The following is a 21,428-nucleotide window of genomic DNA, read 5'->3' on the forward strand; positions in this document are numbered from 1 at the left end:
GCGTAGCGCATCAGGCATTAACTAAACTCCATATCCCATCATCTTCAGCAGCTTCTGCGCATGTTGCACCGCATCCTGACGATGTGCGACACCAAGTTTTTGGTACAAATTGCGGATGTGCGTCTTGATGGTCGTTGCCGCGACGGCCAGCTCTCCGGCGATCTGCTCGTTGCTGTAGCCCGAATAAATCAGTCCCAGAACCTGCCATTCGCGCTGGGTCAGCGGACTGGTGCGGATAAGCTCCGGCACTTCCGGATGAGTAAGAAGACGCTCAACGAATCCTTCATCGAAGTGGGCGAATTTATGGCGGTGGTGCTGGTTAATCTCGCGCAAAATGCGCTGGGCGCGGTGCTGATCGAGCTCCGGTAAGGTATTGAGCTGAATCAGCTGACGCAGTTGTTGCGCCATGGCCTCGCCTTCAATAACAAAGTGACTGATAAACCCGGTGCGGTTCGCCAGCTGCAGCGCATCGAGTAATACGCGCTGGGCGTCATTTTTGCGCCCTGCCTGCCAGTACAACTGATTAAGCAGCAGCAGGTTACGGTTCAGATCGCTCATCAGACGCAGATTGCGCGCATTTTCATTCAACTCTTCCAGCACAATTTCAGCCGGTTCAAACTCGCCGAGCAGGATCTGCGCGCGGGCGATGTTGCGCCACTGGCTTTGCAGGAAGTGGTTATTGGCGAATTCCGGTTTCGGCGTGTGGCGCAGCCAGTTGGCGGCCGAGTTTTTGTCGCCTACCATTTGCCAGTAAATCACCCGCACCTTATCGGCGTTTGAGATCCAGTCGCTGTGATAGTGGCCGTTGCCCAGCAGGTTTTCCAGACGGTTAAGCAGGCTACGCGCATTGTCCAGATCGCCCCGCGCCAGCGAACACTGAATCAGCAATGTCAGGCACTGTAGCTGTTGCTGCGGCTGGAAAGTGGAAAGCAGTTCAATACCCGAGCGGGCAGACGCTTCGGACTCGTCCAGACGCGCCCATGCCCACAGTAGCTGCGCGCGAATACGTACCAGGAACTCGTGCATCGGCAGTTGTTCCAGATGCTGCTCTTTGATCAGTTGAAACGCTTTTTCCTGAGTCTCCCAGGCGGCCTGTAAAAAGCCCTGGGCAAACAAAATCTCGCTTTGCTGGATAAGGCTCCACAGCGCGTAATGCCAGACGTCATGATGGCGGGCCATTTGCTCGGTTTGCTGCATCAACGCCAGAGAGCGCGTGAGATCGCCCTTACAGTGCAGGACTTCGCCGTGCACCGAGGTGGCGACGATACGGCTATAGAACCAGGCGATGGGTAACTCATCCAGCGCCAGTTTCGCCAGACGCTCGGCTTCGTCAGGGTTTCCGTCGTTAATCGCTACCTGCGCCCGCAGGGCGTTGAATTCGGCGTGCAGCGTTGGCTCCATGTCGCCTTTTATTTCCTGCTCAGCGCGCGCCAGCAGAGTATTAACCTCTCCGTAGCGGTGCTGGCTTTGCATCAGCCAGGCCTGGAGCAGAACCAGACGCGGATTTTCCAGCAGGCTTTCCCACGGCAGAGCTTTCAGCGACTCTTCCAGCAGCGTCAGCTCGCTGTGGTTAAACAGTCCCCACGCATGATTAAGCAGGATATCGCGGAGCATATGGGCGTCGCCTGCCGCCAGCGCGTGGTGGATAGCTTCGCTGGGGAAACCTTGCGCCATCCAGCTTTCCGCAGCAGCGCGGTGTATTTCGGGCAGTTCGCTCGCCAGCTCCCACTGACAGCGCTGGCGTAAAAAGCTGCCAAACAGCGGGTGATAACTGAACCACTCGCCAACGTCATCCATACGCTGCAGGAATAAGCCCTGGCGCTCAATCTCCTCCAGCCGCATTTGGCCGTTTTCTTCCCCGGTAACGCGGACGATCAGCGCATCGTTCATGGAGCGCAGAATGGCGCTTTTCAGCAGGAAGTGACGGGTGCCGAGGTCGACGCTGTCCAGCACTTCATCAACCAGGTAATCAGATAAATGGCTGGCGTTGATCCCGGCGAGGCGACGTGCCGACTGGTGAGCAGAGTTATTGTTCTGGCGGGCGGAAAGGGCAATCAGTTGTAACGCTGTGGCCCAGCCAGCAACGTCATCACACATCCGGCTGCTTTCAGCCGCTTCAATGGGGGAGGACAAACGTCGGTCGAAAAATTGTTTGGCTTCCTGATGGTTAAAGGCTAACTGTTGGCTGCCTATCTCCAGTAGTTGATCGCGTACCCGCAGGTTAGCAATGCCCAACTGCGGCAGGTTGCGCGACAGCACGACCAGCGTAAGGTTCTCAGGCTGGTGACGCAGGAAAAACCGCATCGCTTCGTGAATAGCCGGATTAGAGATCAGATGATAATCATCCACCACCAGGTAGAGCGGGCGGTGCCACTCGGCCAGTTCGATAAATAGCTGGGCAAACAGTGACGTCAGGCTGGCGTATTGGCGCTTTTGCACCATCGCTTCGCTGGTGGTGCAATGTCCACCGGTTGCCTGCTGGATGGCGGCGATCAGATAGCTCGCAAAACGTTCTTGCTGATTATCGCCTTCATCCAGAGAGTACCAGCCTAAGTCGTTCTTCCCCGCCGCCCATTGTGAAACCAGCGTCGTTTTTCCATACCCAGCAGGACTTGTTATCAGGGCGAGCCTGAAATTGTTCGCGCCGGAAAGTTTAGCCAACAGGCGCTCACGAACCACCGTATGGTCGAGTCGAACCGGACGACTTAATTTAGACGGAATCAACATAAGTTAGTCACTTCACTGTGTGAAAATGGGGAAGAGTGATTTTTTTTGCGCTTCGTAATTAATGGATATAAGGTCGGCCAGATTAGAGTTTTATGCAAGCTAAGCGGACTTTTTGTGTGTCTGATTTTGCACTATGTCACAAATCTATACATCTATTACATTAATTGGTTTAAAGAGTCGCAACAGGCGTGGCGACTGGATCCGTCGTTATTTTGACTGCGCCGAAAAATGCCTCATTTTTTATAAGGCTACTCAGTGAGTTAATGTAAAGCACCGAATCTTGTGGCCGACTTAAAAGTTTCATGTGAATTATCTTATCTGGCCCAGGTATTTCAGGTTAGAAACTATTTCTCTGTTTACACATTGTTTCCCCACCGTCACCCCACTATTTGATATTGTCGATTTATCCCTTGCTATTAATGCGTCGTCCGTTATGCGGGATTACGCGAATTTACGGGCGATTACGCTACCTTTAAGTGGCAGCGATCACATTTTTATGCTCATCCCCGCTCCTCCTCCCTGCCTAATCCGTGCCAGGATGAGGAATGTCAACAACGAGCCAGGCAAACTAGCGATAACGTTGTTTTATTACCTAAGGATCTGGAACCCCTATGTCACAGCCTACTTTCAACAAAGATCAATTTCAGGCTGCCCTGACACGTCAGTGGCAGCGCTTCGGTTTACTGTCGGCTCAAGAAATGACGTCGCGCCAGTGGTGGCAAGCAGTGAGTGGGGCGTTGGCTGAGTTACTCAGCGCCCAGCCTGCGGCAAAACCGGCAAAAAATCAGCGTCACGTTAACTACATCTCGATGGAGTTTTTGATTGGTCGTCTGACCGGCAACAACTTACTTAATCTCGGCTGGTATCAGGCGGTGAGCGATGAGCTAAAAGCGCATGACGTCAACCTGACCGACCTGCTGGAAGAAGAGATCGATCCGGCGTTAGGTAACGGTGGGTTGGGGCGTCTGGCGGCCTGCTTCCTTGATTCGATGGCGACGGTCGGCCAGTCGGCGACGGGCTACGGTCTCAACTACCAGTACGGCCTGTTCCGTCAGTCGTTTGCCGATGGGCAACAGATGGAAGCCCCGGACGACTGGCATCGCGGCAGCTATCCGTGGTTCCGCCACAACGAGGCGCTGGATGTGCAGGTTGGAATTGGCGGCAAAGTCACCAAAGAAGGGCACTGGGAACCAGGATTTATCATCACTGGTCAGGCCTGGGATCTGCCGGTTCTTGGCTATCGCAACAGCGTGGCCCAGCCGCTGCGTCTGTGGCAGGCCAGCCACACGCATCCGTTTAACCTGACCAAATTTAATGACGGCGATTTCCTGCGGGCAGAGCAGCAGGGCATTGACGCCAAAAAACTGACCAAAGTGCTGTACCCGAACGACAACCACACCGCGGGTAAAAAGCTGCGCCTGATGCAGCAGTATTTCCAGTGCGCCTGCTCCGTAGCCGACATTCTGCGTCGTCATCATCTGGCAGGGCGCAAACTGCATGAGCTGGCTGATTACGAAGTGATTCAGCTTAACGATACTCACCCGACCATCGCGATCCCAGAGCTGCTGCGCGTGCTGATTGATGAGCACCAAATGAGCTGGGACGATGCGTGGGCGATTACCAGTAAAACCTTTGCTTACACCAACCATACCCTGATGCCGGAAGCGTTAGAGTGCTGGGACGAGAAGCTGGTGAAAGCGCTTCTGCCGCGCCATATGCAAATCATCAAAGAGATTAACGACCGCTTTAAGACGTTGGTCGATAAAACCTGGCCGGGTGATGCTGAAGTCTGGGCGAAACTGGCGGTGGTGCACAACAAACAGGTGCGCATGGCTAACATGTGTGTGGTCAGCGGTTTTGCGGTTAACGGCGTGGCGGCGCTGCACTCCGATCTGGTGGTGAAAGATTTGTTCCCGGAATATCACCAGCTCTGGCCGAATAAATTCCATAACGTCACCAACGGGATTACCCCACGTCGCTGGATTAAGCAGTGCAACCCGGCGCTTGCCGCTCTGCTGGATAAATCGCTGAAAAAAGAGTGGGCCAACGACCTCGACCAGTTGATTAACCTGGAAAAATACGCCGACGATGCGAAGTTTCGTCAGCAGTATCGTGACATCAAGCTGGCGAACAAAGAGCGACTGGTTAAGTTTATTAAAGCGCGTACCGGTATTGAGATAACGACCAACGCGATTTTTGATATTCAGATTAAACGTCTGCATGAGTACAAGCGTCAGCACCTCAACCTGCTGCACATTCTGGCGTTGTACAAAGAAATTCGTGAGAACCCACAGGCCGATCGCGTGCCGCGCGTATTCCTGTTTGGCGCAAAAGCCGCGCCGGGTTACTACCTGGCGAAAAATATCATCTTCGCCATCAACAAGGTTGCGCAAACCATCAATAACGACCCGCAAGTGGGTGACAAACTGAAGGTTGTCTTCCTGCCGGATTATTGTGTCTCTGCGGCGGAAATGCTGATCCCGGCGGCGGATATCTCTGAGCAGATCTCAACCGCAGGGAAAGAGGCTTCCGGCACCGGTAACATGAAGCTGGCGCTGAACGGTGCGTTAACCGTCGGTACGCTGGATGGCGCAAACGTCGAAATCGCCGAGAAGGTGGGTGACGAGAATATCTTCATCTTTGGTCATACCGTGGAAGAGGTGAAGGCGCTCAAAGCCAAAGGCTACGATCCGGTGAAATGGCGTAAGAAAGACAAAGTGCTGGATGCTGTCCTGAAAGAGCTGGAAAGCGGGAAATACAGCGATGGCGACAAACATGCCTTCGACCAGATGTTGCACAGTATTGGCAAGCAGGGCGGTGACCCGTATCTGGTGATGGCGGACTTCGCGGCCTACGTTGAAGCTCAGAAGCAGGTTGACGTGTTGTATCGTGACCAGGAAGCCTGGACCCGGGCGGCGATTCTGAATACCGCGCGTTGCGGCATGTTCAGTTCGGATCGCTCCATCCGCGATTATCAGGCTCGTATCTGGCAGGAGAAACGTTAAGGGATCGCGATGGAAAGCAAACGTCTGGATAATGCCGCGCTGGCGGCGGGGATCAGCCCCAATTACATTAATGCCCACGGTAAACCGCAGTCTATTGGCGCCGAAACCAAGCGGCGTTTGCTTGACGCCATGCATCGCACCTCCGCCGCCGTTCAGGTGGCGGTGACGCCGGTGCCGAATGTCATGGTTTATACCGCTGGTAAGAAAATGCCGCTGGCGGTTGAGGGAAGCGGGGAGTTTAACTGGCTGCTGACTACCGAAGAGGGCGTGCAGCACAAAGGGCATGCCGTCGGCGGTAAATCTTTTAACCTTCCAGCCAGGCTGCCGGAGGGGTATCACACGCTGACTCTGACCCAGGGCGAGCTGCGCACCCATTGCCGCATCATCGTCGCGCCGAAACGCTGCTATGAGCCACAGGCGCTGCTTGCCGGGCAGAAGCTGTGGGGCGCATGCGTTCAGCTCTACACCCTGCGCTCGGAAAAAAACTGGGGGATCGGCGATTTTGGCGATCTCCGCACCATGTTGGTGGATGTGGCGCAACGCGGGGGCGCGTTTATCGGGCTTAATCCGATTCACGCACTGTATCCGGCGAACCCGGAGAGCGCCAGCCCGTATAGTCCATCGTCACGTCGTTGGCTGAACGTTATTTATATTGATGTTAACGCAGTCGATGATTTCCACCTGAGTAAAGAGGCACAGGCCTGGTGGCAGAAACCTGCGACGCAGCAAGCTTTGCAACGCGCGCGCGATGCTGAGTGGGTTGATTATTCTGCCGTTACCGCACTGAAGATGACGGCGCTACGTATGGCGTGGAAAAGCTTCTCTGCGCGCGATGATGAGCAGATGGCGGCATTCCGCCAGTTTGTGACTCAGGAAGGGGATAGCCTCTACTGGCAGGCGGCCTTTGACGCGTTGCATGCCAATCAGGTGAAAGAGGACGCATTGCGCTGGGGCTGGCCGGTGTGGCCGCAGGCATTCCAGTCGGTGGACTCGCCAGAGGTAAAACGCTTCTGCGAAACACATCGTGATGATGTGGATTTCTACCTGTGGTTGCAGTGGCTGGCGTATAGCCAGTTTGCTGACTGCTGGAAAACCAGCCAGGGCTTTGCGATGCCGATTGGACTGTATCGCGACCTGGCGGTTGGCGTGGCCGAAGGTGGGGCGGAAACCTGGTGCGACCGCGAGCTGTACTGCCTGAAAGCCTCGGTGGGCGCACCGCCGGACATTCTCGGTCCGCTCGGACAAAACTGGGGACTGCCGCCGATGGATCCGCACATCATCACGGCACGCGCTTACGAACCGTTTATCGAATTGCTGCGCGCCAATATGCAGAACTGTGGCGCGCTGCGCATCGACCATGTTATGTCGATGCTGCGTCTGTGGTGGATCCCTTACGGAGAAACAGCCGATCACGGTGCCTACGTGCATTATCCGGTAGATGATCTGCTTTCCATTCTGGCGCTGGAAAGTAAACGTCATCACTGCATGGTGATTGGTGAAGATCTGGGTACCGTGCCGGTGGAGATCGTCAGCAAGCTGCGTGACAGTGGTGTCTATTCCTACAAAGTACTTTATTTTGAGAATGACCATGAGAAGAACTTCCGTGCGCCGAAAGCGTACCCGGAACAATCAATGGCAGTCGCGGCGACGCATGACCTTCCTACGCTTAAAGGTTATTGGGATAGCGGCGATCTGACGCTCGGTAAGGCGCTGGGCCTGTACCCGGATGAAGTCGTGCTGCGTGGGTTGTATCAGGACAGAGAACTGGCGAAACAGGGGCTGCTGGACGCGCTGCACAAATACGGTTGCCTGCCAAAACGTGCTGGTCACAAGGCGTCCCTGATGTCGATGACGCCGATTCTTAATCGCGGTATGCAACGCTACATCGCTGACAGCAACAGTGCGTTGCTGGGCCTGCAACCGGAAGACTGGCTGGATATGGCTGAGCCGGTCAACATTCCGGGGACCAGCGACCAGTACAAAAACTGGCGGCGTAAGCTCACCGCCACGCTGGAACAGATGTTTGCCGATGAGGGCGTGAATAAGCTGATTAAGGATTTGGATAAGCGCCGCAAAGCGGCCGCGAAGAAGAAGTAAAAAGCCGGGGATTTCCCCGGATTTTTTATGGTGATAGCTCGTAGGGCCGGATGGCAGCTTTGCCTTATTCGGCCTACGAGCCGTCTCGTTTAAACCACCATACCCAGCAGCAGACACCCTACCAGACCGCAGACGGAGATAATGGTTTCCAGCATTGACCATGACTTGATGGTCTCACCGATGGTCAGGTTGAAGTACTCCTTGAACAGCCAGAAGCCTGGATCGTTCACGTGGGAGAAAATGACGGAACCGGAACCAACCGCAATAACCATCAGCTCTGGGCTTACGCCGGTCGTTGCAATCAACGGCGCTACAATCCCACCTGCTGTAATCGCAGCAACGGTCGCGGAACCCAGTGCGATACGCAGTACCGCCGCGATAGACCATGCCATCAGCAGTGGAGACACGTTAGAGCCGTGCATCATTGAAGCGATGTATTTGTCCACGCCGCTATCAACCAGGACCTGTTTGAAGGCACCGCCACCACCGATGATCAACAGCATCATTGCGATGATTTTGATTGAGGATACCAGCGTGTCGTTAATCTGATCCATCGAACGTCCACGGTTCAGACCAAAAGTGAACATCGCAATCAGCACTGCGATAAGCGTTGCCATGACCGGGTCGCCGAGGAACTCTGCAACCGTCAGGAAAGCATGACCTTTTGGCAGAATCATCTCCGCCACGGCGCGCATTGCCATCAGGATAACCGGTACCAGAGAGGTCCAGACGCTGACGCCAAAGCCAGGCATCTCTTCTTCAGTAAAGGTTTTCGCGCTGTACAAACCTTCCGGGATTGGCTTATCGATGCCTTTCAGGAAACGAGCGTACACCGGACCGGCGAGAATAACGGTTGGGATTGCCAGAATCGTACCAAACAGCAGGGTTTTACCCATATCTGCGTGGAAAATGGTGGCAATAGCGGTTGGACCCGGGTGTGGCGGCAGGAAGCCATGTGTTACGGACAGCGCAGCAGCCATCGGTACGCCAACGTACAGCAGCGGGATATTGGCAGCAGCGGCGATGGTGAACACCAGCGGCAGCATCAGCACGAAGCCGACTTCGTAGAACAGGGCAAAACCGACGGTGAAGCCAGTTAATACCACCGCCCACTGGATATGTTTTTTGCCGAATTTAGCAATCAGGGTGGTTGCGATGCGCTGTGCGCCGCCGCAGTCCGCCAGCATTTTGCCCAGCATGGCGCCAAAACCCATAATCAGGGCGAGGCTGCCAAGGGTTCCGCCGACGCCGGCTTTAATCGAACCGATGACTTTATCCAGTGGCATCCCTTGCATCAATCCGACAGCAAGCGCCACCAGGACGAGAGCGATGAAACCGTTCATTTTGAAACGGATCATCAGGAGGAGTAACAAGATTACACCGATAGCAACGATGACTAATGGCATGATTTACCTGGCCTTTACTTTGTTATGGGTAACGTCAGTGTTTAGATGACAAATTCCGATTGTCCCGAACGGGAACAGAGTATTCTCAGCACCAATGCTGGTTGCCTTCAAAACTAATCAGTTTAGCTGGCTATTATGTGTGTGTTAGGTGCTGATACGAATGATACGGGTAACATGTGGCGCTTGAAAATCACCTGGGCAGGCAAAATTTAAATTATGAGAGGCTGGTCAAATTATGAGGGGGATTGTTGCAGGATAGATGCCAGGACAGAGGGGGACGCCGGAGACCGCGATTACGCTGCCATCCGGCGTTAATGCCCGATGGCGACGCGGGGCGTCTTATCGGGCTATAGAAAGTCTACAGGTTTGGGCGTTAGTAGTAAGAGTGCTCGCCGCGCTGGTGTTCGGTTAAATCGCGAACGCCTTTCAGTTCAGGGAATTCAGCCAGCAGCTGTTTCTCGATACCTTCTTTCAGCGTGACATCTACCATTGAACAGCCGTTACAGCCGCCGCCAAACTGCAGAATGGCGTAGCCTTCATCGGTGATTTCCATCAGAGAGACGCGACCGCCGTGGCCAGCCAACTGAGGGTTGATCTGCGATTGCAGCATGTACTCCACGCGTTCCATCAGCGGCGCATCATCGGCAACTTTACGCATTTTGGCGTTTGGCGCTTTCAGAGTCAGTTGAGAGCCTAACTGGTCGGTCACGAAATCGATTTCTGCATCTTCCAGATACGGTGCGCTCAGTTCATCAACATATGCGGTCAGCAGGTCAAATTTAATGGCGGTGTCGGTTGCTTCCACGGCGTCCGGCGGACAATAAGAAACGCCGCATTCAGCGTTAGGCGTGCCGGGATTAATCACAAATACGCGGATTTGTGTCCCTTCTTCCTGATTTGCCAGCAGTTTGGCAAAGTGCGCTTGTGCAGCATCGGAAATATGGATCATAGTAATGGCCTAATAGTTGACTATTTTACTTGGTTATAATACGCCCATCATCGAGGCTCTACAAGGTTCGACACAGGCACCATACCTGGACAGTCGCCGCGCCGTTGCGTAAAAGCAGCTGCGCGATTTCCGCGACGGTACTTCCGGTAGTGACGACATCATCCACAATAACCATATGGAGTCCCCGCACCGGCAATTCAAGGCGAAAGGCGTTTTTCAGGTTACGTTTACGTAATCGGGCGCTGAGATGGTGCTGCGTCGCCGTCGCCCGAACCCGCGTGATGGCCTGGCTGTTCCAGTCGCAGCCCAGCCAGCGCGCCAGAGGGCGGCACAATAAATCGCTCTGATTAAATCCTCTGCGCCAGTGTCGGCGTTGCCAGAGCGGGACGCTGACCAGCCTGTCCGGCAGAGGAAGGCCGCTGGCGCGCCGGGCCTGTAATACCTCCAGCAACAGTAAACGTGACAGGGCGCAGGCCATTTCGCTGCGTCGCGAAAACTTGAGCTGGTGGATAAGCCCGCTCAACGGTGGAATGTAGTCGCTGACCGTGACCAGTCGCTGCCACGGTGGTGGTTTTTGCAGGCATCGCCCGCAGGGAATGACGGTATGAGCGGCAGGGAGGCCACATTGAGGGCACAGGCTGCCGCGCTGACGCGTTGCCCGCGTGCAAACAGAGCAAATCCCCCAATGCCCCAACGTCAGGGGCATTCGGCATAGCCAGCACAATCCCGGTACTGTTAGCATAGAAGCATCCTTTCAGGCTAAAAGAGAACAATAACTGATGAATGACATCTGGTGGCAGACCCAGGGTTCGGGAAATTGCCATCTTGTGCTGCTGCACGGATGGGGACTGAATGCGCAAGTCTGGAATTGCATAAGTGAGGAACTGAGCTCGCATTTCACGCTGCATCTTGTCGACTTACCGGGATTTGGCCGCAGCCAGGGTTTTGGTGCAATGTCGCTGGAAGAGATGGCTGAGCGGGTATTAAAACAGGCGCCGGAGAACGCTATCTGGCTCGGCTGGAGTCTGGGCGGGCTGGTTGCAAGCCAGGTGGCGTTAACGCATCCTGGCCGTGTTCAGGCGCTGGTGACCGTGGCGTCTTCCCCTTGCTTTAGCGCGCGAGACGAGTGGCCGGGTATCAAGCCAGAAGTGCTGGCAGGCTTCCAGCAGCAGTTGAGCGAAGATTTTCAGCGTACGGTGGAGCGTTTTCTGGCATTGCAAACGATGGGTACGGAAACCGCGCGTCAGGATGCGCGAGCGTTGAAGAAAACGGTGCTGGCTTTACCCATGCCGGAAGTCGAGGTGCTTAATGGCGGGCTGGAGATCCTGAAAACAGTCGATCTGCGTGAGCCGCTGTGCTCGGTGGATATGCCTTTCCTGCGGATGTATGGTTATCTTGACGGGCTGGTTCCGCGCAAAGTTATCCCGATGCTGGATGCCCTGTGGCCCCAGAGCGAGTCGTTGGTGTTTGCTAAGGCGGCGCATGCGCCATTTATCTCGCATCCTGCTGAGTTCTGCGCAGCGCTGGTGGCGTTGAAGCAGCGGCTATAAATTCGTTGCGTTGCCCGGCACAGCCACGCTTGCCGGGCTTGAGATTAATGACTGCGCGCAGCCAGATCCTCAGCGGTCAGACCGGTAATTCTGAAGATGGTCAGCGGGTCTATACCATCAGCCTGCATGGTTGATGCAATTCGTAAAGCTTCCTCTCGTTTGCCTTGTTGCAGACCTGTTTGTAACCCCTCTTGTAGCCCTTTCCTATGACCTTCCTGAAGACCATTAAAGTGCCCTTCTTGTCGTAATCTTTCGGCGATAGTCATCAGCTTTTCCTTATGTTGGGGTAAACGTTCGGCGACTTCATATAGGAACTCGCCAAAATGTGCGGTGTCCCCGGCCTGCAGTAAATAATTAAACAGGGCTTTCAACTGGTTGTCATTAGCGTGTCCTTTAACAAGCAGGATGGCCAGCTTTTCTACCAGCCCCATCAAATCGCGTTTACGAATATGTTTTTGGATGAGTTCCAGCAGCGCCATCCGACGATGCTGCATGATCTCGTCATCGGGCACGACGGTGATATCGATCAGTGGAAACGCGGTACTATAAAGTTGTCTGGCGGATTCAGGGTCATCAAACTCGTCCAGCCAACAAAGTGAGTAGGGGTATGGGCTTGCTGAGCCATGATAAAAAAGCATGGGGATCACCAGCGGGAGTTTCTTATGGCCTGCCGCTAAATGGCGGTGCATTACCGCAATGGCATAACGCATCAGCCGAAATGCCATATGGCTATCGGCGGTGCTCTGATGCTCAATAATGGTGTAAATATAGCCATCGCCTTCGCGCGTTTTTAACGACCACAGCACATCGGAATAGTAGGCGCGCAAATCGTCCTCAATAAAACTGCCGGATTCCAGTTGCAGCGTTTTAAGATCGCAAAGTTTTTGCAAAGAGGCTGGAAGATGAAGCTGAATAAAGTCGCGTGCGGTCGCAGGGTTGTTTAAGAACGTTTTGAAAATCGCGTCATGCGGTGTAGCTGTCGTGTCAGTATTCATGGCGATCCGTCACCTGAGAAACAAGATGACGGGACTCTACTTCTCTGGTCGGCAGTAATCATCCACGAGTTGATAACGATGCGCGGCAGGCTGGAGGATAGATCTGTTTTGCTGAAAACAGAGAGGTCTTTGTGGAATCCATTACGCAAAAAGCCGGATATCAGCTTAAACGCTATATCCGGCATCGAACTAGCGTAAAGCCCACCACTCGCGCAGGCAGGCTTTACCTTGCGGACAACTTTTGCAGCTTCCGGAGAGACACCCGTCGGCATCTTCCTGAATCCGCATCGCTTTGCCCATCTTTTCTAACTGATTCAGCATGGCGTCAATCATGGGCTGCGGGGTATGCAGCGTGTGGCTAATTTGTGTCGCCTCCATGCGCCCCCGCAAAGCCAATAAATCACGAACCTGAATAAGCGATGCCATCGTCGATAACCTTAGTGGCAATCGCCAGTGGTGCTTGAACAACAGGAACTTGCCGTCCTGTTGGTTGCCAGCAGCGCGAGGTCCACGCGGCTGCGAGCTCGACGCAGCAGGCCCAGCAACACGATGTTAAACAGGATGACGGCTAAAATGCACACCAGACTGTAGGTCGGGTGTTCTTTGTAGCTGACCGTCTGATAAAACAGCGTCGACAGAGAGTAGGCGATGTTCAGACCCCACAGAATCGAGAAGCTCATCCAGCCACGGCTGGATTCACGTGCGATTGCGCCCATCACTGAAATGCACGGTACATACAGCAGAACAAAGATCAGGTAGCTGTACGCGGCGGCGGCGCTGCCAAATTTCTCGCCCATCACGCCCATTGCGCCTGTCGCCATTTCACCGTCGCCCTTGCTGGCTTCGATAGGGTTAGCCAGCACGCTCAGGCTGAAGGTGTCTTTCAGGCTTTGCCAGGTTTCATCCACCGCGCCGAGCAGTTCGTCACCGAGGTGGAAATCTGCCGGATTGAACTCTTCTTCCTGAATGTTTTCTGCGGTATAGAGCGTGTTCAGCGTACCGACAACCACTTCTTTCGCCATCGCGCCGGTAAACAGACCTACGGTTGCCTGCCAGTTATCTTCGTGAACGCCAATCGGCTTAAAGACAGGGGTAATAACGCGGCTAACGGAGGCCAGAGCAGAGTCGTTGATGTTGTCGACGATTTTTCCGCTCAGCGAGAAGCTGTTAAACGCGCTGAGGAAAATGCTGACGATGATGATGACTTTACCCGCGCGCAGAACGAAGCCTTTCAGGCGTTGCCAGGTCTGAATGATCAGACTCTTAATGTGCGGCACGTGGTACACCGGCAGCTCCATCACGAACGGCGTTGCTTCACCACGCATGATGGTGTGTTTGAGCATCAGACCGGTCAACACCGCCATAACGATACCCAGCACGTACAGTGAGAAGACCGCCAGCGCGCCATTCTGACCAAAGAACGCTGCGGCGAAGACGGCGAAAATCGCCAGACGTGCGCCACAGGACATAAACGGCGCCATCATGATGGTCATCAAACGCTCACGCGGGGCATCCAGCGTACGTGCGCCCATTACAGACGGTACGTTACAGCCAAAGCCGACGATCAGCGGGACAAACGATTTGCCCGGCAGTCCCAGCGCCTGCATCAGTCGGTCCATCACAAACGCGGCGCGCGCCATGTAGCCGGAGTCTTCAAGGAAGGAGAGGAACAGGTACATCATGCCGATTTGCGGTACCAGCGGCAGCACGGTGTTAATCCCGCCGCCAAGGCCCTGGGCCAGGAAGATGGTAAGCCAGTCCGGGAAGTGCAGCGTGTAGCCAATCCACTGAATACCATGGATAAAGAGCGCCACGGAGCCGACGTCAAACAAGGGCTGCAGCGCGCCGCCAATGTTGATGGCGAGCAGGAACATCAGGTACATCACGAACAGGAAAATCGGCAGACCAAGGAAGCGGTTAAGGACGATTTTATCTACAGCGGTGGTGAAACGGCTTGGCTCTGCCGTCAGGGTGTTACTGACGGTATCGCAGATAGCGGCAATGCACTGATAACGCGCATCGGCGATATGCAGCGCCGGATCGTCCATGGTCTCGCTCAGGCGCGCAATGGCGGCATCAAGGTTTTGCGCGGCATCGCCGGCGTAAGCACGGCTGTAGATATCGCCTTCCAGCATCTGCAGGCCCAGCCAGCGACGCTGTTTAAGCGGCATATCTTTGGTCATCGCGTCGGCCAGGGAATCCGCTTCTTGCAGCAGCGGCTGGGCATAATGGACCAGCTCGACGGTGTCGTTTTCTTTATAGCGATCGATCGCCAGCTTCAGCGCTTCAATGCCGCGAGCGCGGGTGGAAACCAGCGGAACCACCGGGCAGCCAAGACGAGCGGAGAGGGCGTCGATATCGATACGGATTTGCTGCTTCTCAGCGATATCCAGCATGTTCAGCGCGACGATGCAGGGGATGCCCAACTCAAGCAGTTGCAACGTCAGGTAGAGGTTGCGCTCAAGGTTTGAAGCATCGACCACGTTGATCAAGAGATCCGCGTCTCCGCTTAAAATATAGTGGCAGGCAATCTGCTCATCGAGAGAGGTTTGCGATGAGATTGTCGTCAGAGAATAGGTGCCGGGTAAATCGACCAGTGTGACCTGATGGTCCGTTGTGGCGAAATGACCTTCTTTACGCTCAACGGTAACGCCAGCCCAGTTGCCTACACGCTGGCGTGCGCCGGTGAGCTGGTTGAATAAAGTTGTCTTGCCGGAATTAGGATTACCAATTAAACCAATGGTTAGTTTTTTCATTTTTATAGACTCACTGTATTAACAGGAAACCGCTTCCACTTCTAATAACGCCAAATCCTTTTTACGCAATACCAGACTTACGCGACGCGTTTCGATATGGATAGGATCGCCGAGCGGGGCGACGCGTACCACGTTGAAGGATGAGCCGGGTAGCATGCCAAGTGACAACAGTTTCTGACGATAAGCTGGGCTGATTTCACGGGCAAAACCGGTAATTTTCCACGCACTGTCAGGAGTGAATTGCATAGGGACCTACTTATATCTCGCTAACTGGATGATTACCTCATGGGGCGAAAGGGCGGCATGAGACCAGATGATTAGCCAACGTAAGGAAAGAGTAAATAATCAACAAATCAATGATAATGAGAATGGTTTCTATCATCAATAGAATAAATGTGACGGAATGTACAATTGGATAATAATTTGAGCCAATTTTGATATTCCTCAATATTTATTCTGGTTGGGCATGAAGGATTCACGGAAGTAATTAGTGGGGATCTTAATGTTTAATTAAGGTTTCATCTGTTAATGAAGTGATAAATATATTGTGGAGCAAAGCGGGAAATAGATTAAATATGCCGGATGGCGACGCTCATGTGTCTTATCCGGCCTACAAATTAATGGCGACAACCAGGCCGGAGAGGGTGTTTACTCCACCATCCGGCACACGGTTTAAACTTAGCGCTTTTTACCCATTGCCGCCGCCAGCGCATCCATCATGGCGCTGTTGCCCGCAGGCTGGGCGTCACGACCACGCGGTTTCGCGGCTTTCGGCGCCGGGCGATTGCTCTGAGTGCGATCGTTATTCCCGCCGCCGCGACGCGCATTGGTTTCACCCGGCTGCTCGTCCAGACGCATGGTCAGCGCGATACGCTTACGCTGCAGGTCCACTTCCAGCACTTTCACCTTCACAATGTCGCCCGCTTTCACCACGGTGTGTGGATCTTCGACGAACTTATTCGACAGCGAAGAGATATGCACCAGACCATCCTGATGCACGCCAATATCAACAAACGCGCCGAAATTGGTGACGTTGGTGACAGCCCCTTCCAGAATCATTCCCGGCAGCAGATCGTTCATGGTTTCGACGCCATCAGCAAACTGCGCGGTTTTAAATTCAGGACGTGGGTCACGGCCCGGTTTTTCCAGCTCTTTGATGATGTCGGTGACGGTCGGCACCCCGAAGCGTTCGTCGGTAAAATCGGCGGCTTTCAGATTGCGCAGTTCGCTGCTGTTGCCCATCAGATCGCGCAGCGATTGCTCGGTGGCGGCCAGAATGCGTTCCACAATCGGATAAGCTTCCGGGTGAACGGTAGAGGCATCCAGCGGGTTATCGCCGTGGTTGATACGCAGGAAGCCCGCGCACTGTTCAAAGGCTTTAGGCCCCAGACGGCTGACTTTTAGCAGTTGCTGACGGTTCTGGAACTGACCGTTCTCATCGCGCCAGGCGACGATGTTTTGCGCCATCATGCGCGTCAGGCCGGCAACGCGGGTCAGCAGTGGTACGGAGGCGGTATTCAGATCGACGCCGACGGCGTTCACACAGTCTTCCACTACCGCATCCAGCTTACGCGCCAGCTGCGTCTGGCTAACGTCGTGCTGATACTGGCCCACACCGATAGATTTCGGATCGATTTTCACCAGCTCAGCCAGCGGATCCTGCAGACGACGGGCGATAGACACCGCACCGCGTAGCGAAACGTCGAGGTCCGGGAACTCCAACGCCGCCAGCTCGGAAGCAGAGTAAACCGATGCCCCAGCTTCACTGACGATCACTTTCTGTGCGGTCACTTGCGGGAACTGCTTCTGTACGTCGAGGAAGAAACGCTCGGTTTCGCGCGACGCCGTACCGTTACCAATCGCCACCAGCTCAACGTTATATTTTTCGCATAACCCCGCAACGGCAACAGCGGCTTTGGCGGCCTGGCCGGTATGCGGATAAATGGTATCGGTCGCGACCAGCTTGCCGGTACCGTCAACTACCGCCACTTTTACACCGGTACGCAGACCAGGATCGAGCCCCATGGTGGCGCGCAGTCCGGCCGGGGCGGCCATCAGCAGGTCATGCAGGTTACGGGCAAAGACGTTGATCGCTTCATCTTCCGCACGTTCGCGCACGGTACCCATCAGCTCGGTTTCAAGGTGCATCAGCACTTTGATGCGCCACGTCCAGCTAACCACGCCTTTACGCCAGCTGTCGGCAGGTGCATTGTTCAGGCGCAGTCCCAGGTGATCCTGGATAATCTGCTCGCCGTGGCTCTCTTTTGGCGGCTCATCGAATTGCGGATCGGCGTTCAGTGAAAGCTGCAACACACCTTCATTACGACCACGGAACATGGCCAGGGCACGGTGGGATGGCACGGTGGAGATAGGCTCGTGGTGATCGAAGTAGTCGCGGAACTTAGCGCCTTCCTCTTCTTTACCGCTGACCACGGTGGCGACCAGGTGGGCGTTTTTCCACAGATAATCACGCACTTTGGCTAGCAGCGCGGCGTCTTCGGCGAAGCGCTCCATCAGAATGTAGCGGGCGCCGTCGAGGGCGGCTTTGGTATCCGCCACGCCGTTTTCGGCATTGAGATATTTTGCGGCTTCCGTTTCCGGGTCGTGGGATGGTTCGTTCCACAACAGGTCTGCCAGTGGCTCCAGTCCGGCCTCAATAGCGATCTGCCCACGGGTGCGGCGCTTAGGTTTGTACGGCAGATAGAGATCTTCGAGTTCGGTCTTACTTAACGTGCCGTTGATCGCGTTCGCCAGATCGTCGGTCAGTTTGCCTTGCTCGCCGATAGATTTCAGGATTGCCTGACGGCGGTCTTCCAGTTCACGCAGATATCCCAGACGGGTCTCCAGATTACGCAGTTGCGTATCGTCCAGACCGCCGGTGATTTCCTTACGATAACGTGCGATAAACGGCACGGTGTTCCCTTCATCAAGCAGGCGAACGGCAGCTTCTACCTGTTCAGCACGAGCCTGAATTTCACCTGCGATAATGCGGCAGAAAGAATCATTCATCATGGATAGCTTCGTCTATAGGATAAAAAATCAGGGGATAGTTATACGGATTGACTGGCAAAAATGCCAGTCATCTACGGGGGCTTCGGATTGTTCCGGCCTCACTTCACGTATTCAATCTCGTTCACGTACCAGCTGGCTTCACCGCCGGGAGTGTTTACTATCGCGAGATCGCCGACCTCTTTTTTCAGCAGCGCCCGCGCCATCGGCGAGTCGATAGAGATGTAATCTTTACGACCGAATATCTCATCGTAGCCGACAATGCGGAATTTGCGGATGTCGCCATCGTCATTTTCGATCTCAACCCATGCGCCAAAGAAGACTTTGCCCTCCTGCTGGGGGGAGTAATCGACGATTTTCAGATTCTCCATGCACTTGGTCAAATAACGGACGCGGCGGTCGATCTCACGCAGGCGCTTTTTATTATACTGGTAGTCGGCATTTTCGCTGCGGTCACCCAGACTTGCGGCCCAGGTAACTTTTTTGGTGACTTCCGGGCGCTCTTCACGCCAGAGATAATTCAGCTCTTGTTTAAGTTTTTCATACCCTTCACGGGTTATCAGGGGCGTTTTCATCTTATTGTTTTACCTTCGACTCTGTGATGATGCGCACAATTGGTATTACGTGAGCATATCAACAGAATAAATAATGTATTGCGAGAAACATTGTATACTTAAGCTGCTGTTTAATATGCTTTGTAACAATTTAGCCTGGAATTCATACCAGAATTCGCTGGTGACTCACGTTAGCTTTCTTAAGAATATACACTTAATTGTTGCGAACCTTTGGGAGTAATAACAATGCAAGAGAACTATAAGATTCTGGTGGTCGATGACGACATGCGCTTGCGTGCGCTTCTGGAGCGTTATCTGACCGAGCAGGGCTTCCAGGTTCGAAGCGTCGCAAACGCTGAGCAGATGGATCGTCTGCTGACCCGTGAGTCCTTCCACCTGATGGTGCTGGATCTAATGCTGCCGGGAGAGGATGGTCTGTCTATTTGCCGTCGCCTGCGCAGCCAGAGCAACCCGATGCCGATCATTATGGTCACCGCGAAGGGTGAAGAAGTTGACCGTATCGTAGGGCTGGAAATCGGCGCTGACGATTACATCCCGAAACCGTTTAACCCGCGTGAACTGCTGGCGCGTATTCGCGCTGTACTGCGTCGTCAGGCGAACGAACTGCCGGGCGCGCCTTCTCAGGAAGAAGCGGTCATTGCGTTTGGTAAGTTCAAACTGAACCTCGGTACGCGTGAAATGTTCCGCGAAGATGAGCCAATGCCGCTCACCAGCGGGGAATTTGCGGTACTGAAAGCGCTGGTAAGTCACCCGCGTGAACCGTTGTCCCGCGACAAGCTGATGAACCTGGCCCGTGGCCGTGAATACTCGGCGATGGAGCGTTCTATCGACGTCCAAATCTCCCGTCTGCGTCGTATGGTGGAAGAAGATCCGGCGCATCCGCGTTATATTCAGACCGTATGGGGTCTGGGCTACGTCTTTGTTCCGGACGGTTCTAAAGCATGAGGCGAATGCGCTTCTCGCCACGAAGTTCGTTTGCCCGCACGTTATTGCTCATCGTCACCTTGCTGTTTGCCAGCCTGGTGACGACTTACCTGGTAGTGCTGAACTTCGCGATTCTGCCGAGCCTCCAGCAGTTTAATAAGGTCCTGGCCTACGAAGTTCGTATGCTGATGACCGATAAACTGCAGCTGGAGGACGGTACGCAACTGGTGGTGCCGCCCGCATTCCGCCGGGAAATTTACCGTGAGCTGGGCATTTCCCTCTATTCCAACGAGGCCGCTGAAGAAGCCGGGCTGCGTTGGGCGCAACACTATGAATTCTTAAGCCATCAGATGGCGCAGCAGCTGGGGGGCCCAACGGAAGTCCGCGTTGAGGTGAACAAAAGCTCGCCGGTCGTCTGGCTGAAAACCTGGCTGTCGCCCAATATCTGGGTACGCGTACCGCTGACCGAAATCCACCAGGGCGATTTCTCACCGCTGTTCCGCTATACGCTGGCGATTATGCTGCTGGCTATCGGTGGGGCATGGCTGTTTATTCGTATCCAGAACCGACCGTTGGTGGATCTGGAGCATGCGGCGCTGCAGGTGGGGAAAGGCATCATTCCGCCGCCGTTGCGTGAGTATGGCGCTTCAGAGGTGCGCTCCGTAACCCGAGCCTTTAACCATATGGCCGCAGGTGTGAAGCAACTGGCCGATGACCGTACGCTGTTAATGGCGGGTGTGAGCCACGATTTACGTACTCCGCTGACGCGCATTCGTCTGGCGACCGAAATGATGGGCGAAGAGGACGGTTATCTCGCGGAATCCATCAATAAGGACATCGAAGAATGTAACGCCATTATCGAGCAGTTTATCGATTACCTGCGTACCGGTCAGGAGATGCCGATGGAGATGGCGGATCTGAATTCGGTGTTAGGCGAAGTGGTCGCGGCGGAAAGCGGCTATGAACGTGAAATCGAAACCGCGCTACTGCCTGGCAGCATTCAGGTGAAGATGCACCCGCTGTCGATCAAGCGTGCGGTTGCCAATATGGTGGTTAACGCCGCCCGCTACGGCAACGGCTGGATTAAGGTCAGCAGCGGTACGGAGACGCATCGCGCCTGGTTCCAGGTAGAGGATGATGGTCCGGGCATCAAGCCTGAGCAGCGTAAGCATCTGTTCCAGCCGTTTGTCCGCGGCGACAGCGCGCGTAGTACCAGCGGCACAGGGCTGGGTCTGGCGATTGTGCAGCGTATTATCGATAACCATAACGGTATGCTGGAAATTGGTACCAGCGAGCGAGGAGGGTTGTCGATTCGCGCCTGGCTTCCGGTGCCCTTCACTCGCGCGCCGGGTAACACGAAAGACGCATAACAAAGGGAGGCGAAATGCCTCCCTTTTTGTTGCTGTAGGCCGGATAAGGCGAAACCGCCATCCGG

At 54.5% G+C, this 21,428-nt stretch carries 15 protein-coding genes; 5 read left to right on the forward strand and 10 right to left on the reverse strand.

Annotation, left to right across the window (positions count from 1 at the left end; translation table 11 throughout):
* Positions 1 to 21: 21 nt before the first annotated feature.
* Positions 22 to 2,727: an HTH-type transcriptional regulator MalT gene (gene malT, locus WHR59_RS01550; RefSeq protein ID WP_181634239.1), complete on the reverse strand. Its 2,706-nt coding sequence runs from the start codon at positions 2,725 to 2,727 to the stop codon at positions 22 to 24.
* 611 nt (positions 2,728 to 3,338) lie between these two features.
* On the opposite strand from malT, the gene malP reads away from it, so the two are divergent.
* Together malP and malQ are read left to right on the forward strand one after the other, a co-directional pair.
* Entirely contained in the window at positions 3,339 to 5,732 is a 2,394-nt protein-coding gene (gene malP / locus WHR59_RS01555) for a maltodextrin phosphorylase (protein WP_338843542.1), read from the forward strand.
* Between the two features lie 9 nt (positions 5,733 to 5,741).
* Positions 5,742 to 7,829, forward strand: coding sequence for a 4-alpha-glucanotransferase (gene malQ / locus WHR59_RS01560; protein WP_047408156.1), 2,088 nt, complete (start codon positions 5,742 to 5,744; stop codon positions 7,827 to 7,829).
* A gap of 89 nt (positions 7,830 to 7,918) precedes the next feature.
* On the opposite strand, the gene gntT is transcribed toward malQ, so the two are convergent.
* From gntT to gntX, 3 genes are all read right to left on the reverse strand, one after another.
* Positions 7,919 to 9,235, reverse strand: coding sequence for a gluconate transporter (gene gntT / locus WHR59_RS01565; RefSeq protein ID WP_003023507.1), 1,317 nt, complete (start codon positions 9,233 to 9,235; stop codon positions 7,919 to 7,921).
* Between the two features lie 373 nt (positions 9,236 to 9,608).
* Entirely contained in the window at positions 9,609 to 10,184 is a 576-nt protein-coding gene (gene nfuA, locus WHR59_RS01570) for a Fe-S biogenesis protein NfuA (protein WP_003023509.1), read from the reverse strand.
* Positions 10,185 to 10,242: 58 nt separating this feature from the next.
* Entirely contained in the window at positions 10,243 to 10,926 is a 684-nt protein-coding gene (gntX, locus tag WHR59_RS01575) for a DNA utilization protein GntX (RefSeq protein WP_043018585.1), read from the reverse strand.
* A 37-nt stretch (positions 10,927 to 10,963) separates the two neighbouring features.
* On the opposite strand from gntX, the gene bioH reads away from it, so the two are divergent.
* Positions 10,964 to 11,734, forward strand: a complete 771-nt coding sequence (gene bioH / locus WHR59_RS01580; RefSeq protein WP_043018584.1) for a pimeloyl-ACP methyl ester esterase BioH — start codon at positions 10,964 to 10,966, stop codon at positions 11,732 to 11,734.
* 44 nt (positions 11,735 to 11,778) lie between these two features.
* Here the strand turns inward: bioH and WHR59_RS01585 are convergent, their stop codons facing one another.
* From WHR59_RS01585 to greB, 6 genes are all read right to left on the reverse strand, one after another.
* On the reverse strand, positions 11,779 to 12,729 hold the full coding sequence (locus tag WHR59_RS01585) for an Rpn family recombination-promoting nuclease/putative transposase (RefSeq protein ID WP_213733442.1): 951 nt from the start codon (positions 12,727 to 12,729) through the stop codon (positions 11,779 to 11,781).
* A gap of 189 nt (positions 12,730 to 12,918) precedes the next feature.
* Entirely contained in the window at positions 12,919 to 13,155 is a 237-nt protein-coding gene (feoC, locus tag WHR59_RS01590) for a [Fe-S]-dependent transcriptional repressor FeoC (RefSeq protein ID WP_043018582.1), read from the reverse strand.
* An 11-nt stretch (positions 13,156 to 13,166) separates the two neighbouring features.
* Positions 13,167 to 15,485, reverse strand: a complete 2,319-nt coding sequence (gene feoB, locus WHR59_RS01595; RefSeq protein ID WP_043018581.1) for a Fe(2+) transporter permease subunit FeoB — start codon at positions 15,483 to 15,485, stop codon at positions 13,167 to 13,169.
* Positions 15,486 to 15,503: 18 nt separating this feature from the next.
* Positions 15,504 to 15,731, reverse strand: coding sequence for a ferrous iron transporter A (feoA, locus tag WHR59_RS01600; protein WP_003023519.1), 228 nt, complete (start codon positions 15,729 to 15,731; stop codon positions 15,504 to 15,506).
* A 432-nt stretch (positions 15,732 to 16,163) separates the two neighbouring features.
* Complete coding sequence (locus WHR59_RS01605; protein WP_181634241.1) at positions 16,164 to 18,497, reverse strand: Tex family protein; 2,334 nt, start codon at positions 18,495 to 18,497, stop codon at positions 16,164 to 16,166.
* Positions 18,498 to 18,595: 98 nt separating this feature from the next.
* On the reverse strand, positions 18,596 to 19,069 hold the full coding sequence (gene greB / locus WHR59_RS01610) for a transcription elongation factor GreB (RefSeq protein ID WP_016154802.1): 474 nt from the start codon (positions 19,067 to 19,069) through the stop codon (positions 18,596 to 18,598).
* A 225-nt stretch (positions 19,070 to 19,294) separates the two neighbouring features.
* Here greB and ompR point away from each other — a divergent pair, with 225 nt between their 5' ends.
* Both ompR and envZ read left to right on the forward strand, forming a co-directional pair.
* The gene (gene ompR / locus WHR59_RS01615; protein ID WP_001157751.1) at positions 19,295 to 20,014 is read left to right on the forward strand and encodes a two-component system response regulator OmpR; all 720 of its coding nucleotides are present in this window, start codon (positions 19,295 to 19,297) and stop codon (positions 20,012 to 20,014) included.
* On the forward strand, positions 20,011 to 21,363 hold the full coding sequence (gene envZ / locus WHR59_RS01620) for a two-component system sensor histidine kinase EnvZ (protein WP_043018579.1): 1,353 nt from the start codon (positions 20,011 to 20,013) through the stop codon (positions 21,361 to 21,363). Before ompR ends, envZ begins: the two co-directional genes overlap by 4 nt.
* Positions 21,364 to 21,428 lie beyond the last annotated feature (65 nt).

It is taken from the genome of Citrobacter europaeus, from assembly GCF_037482245.1.
GTDB lineage: Bacteria > Pseudomonadota > Gammaproteobacteria > Enterobacterales > Enterobacteriaceae > Citrobacter > Citrobacter europaeus.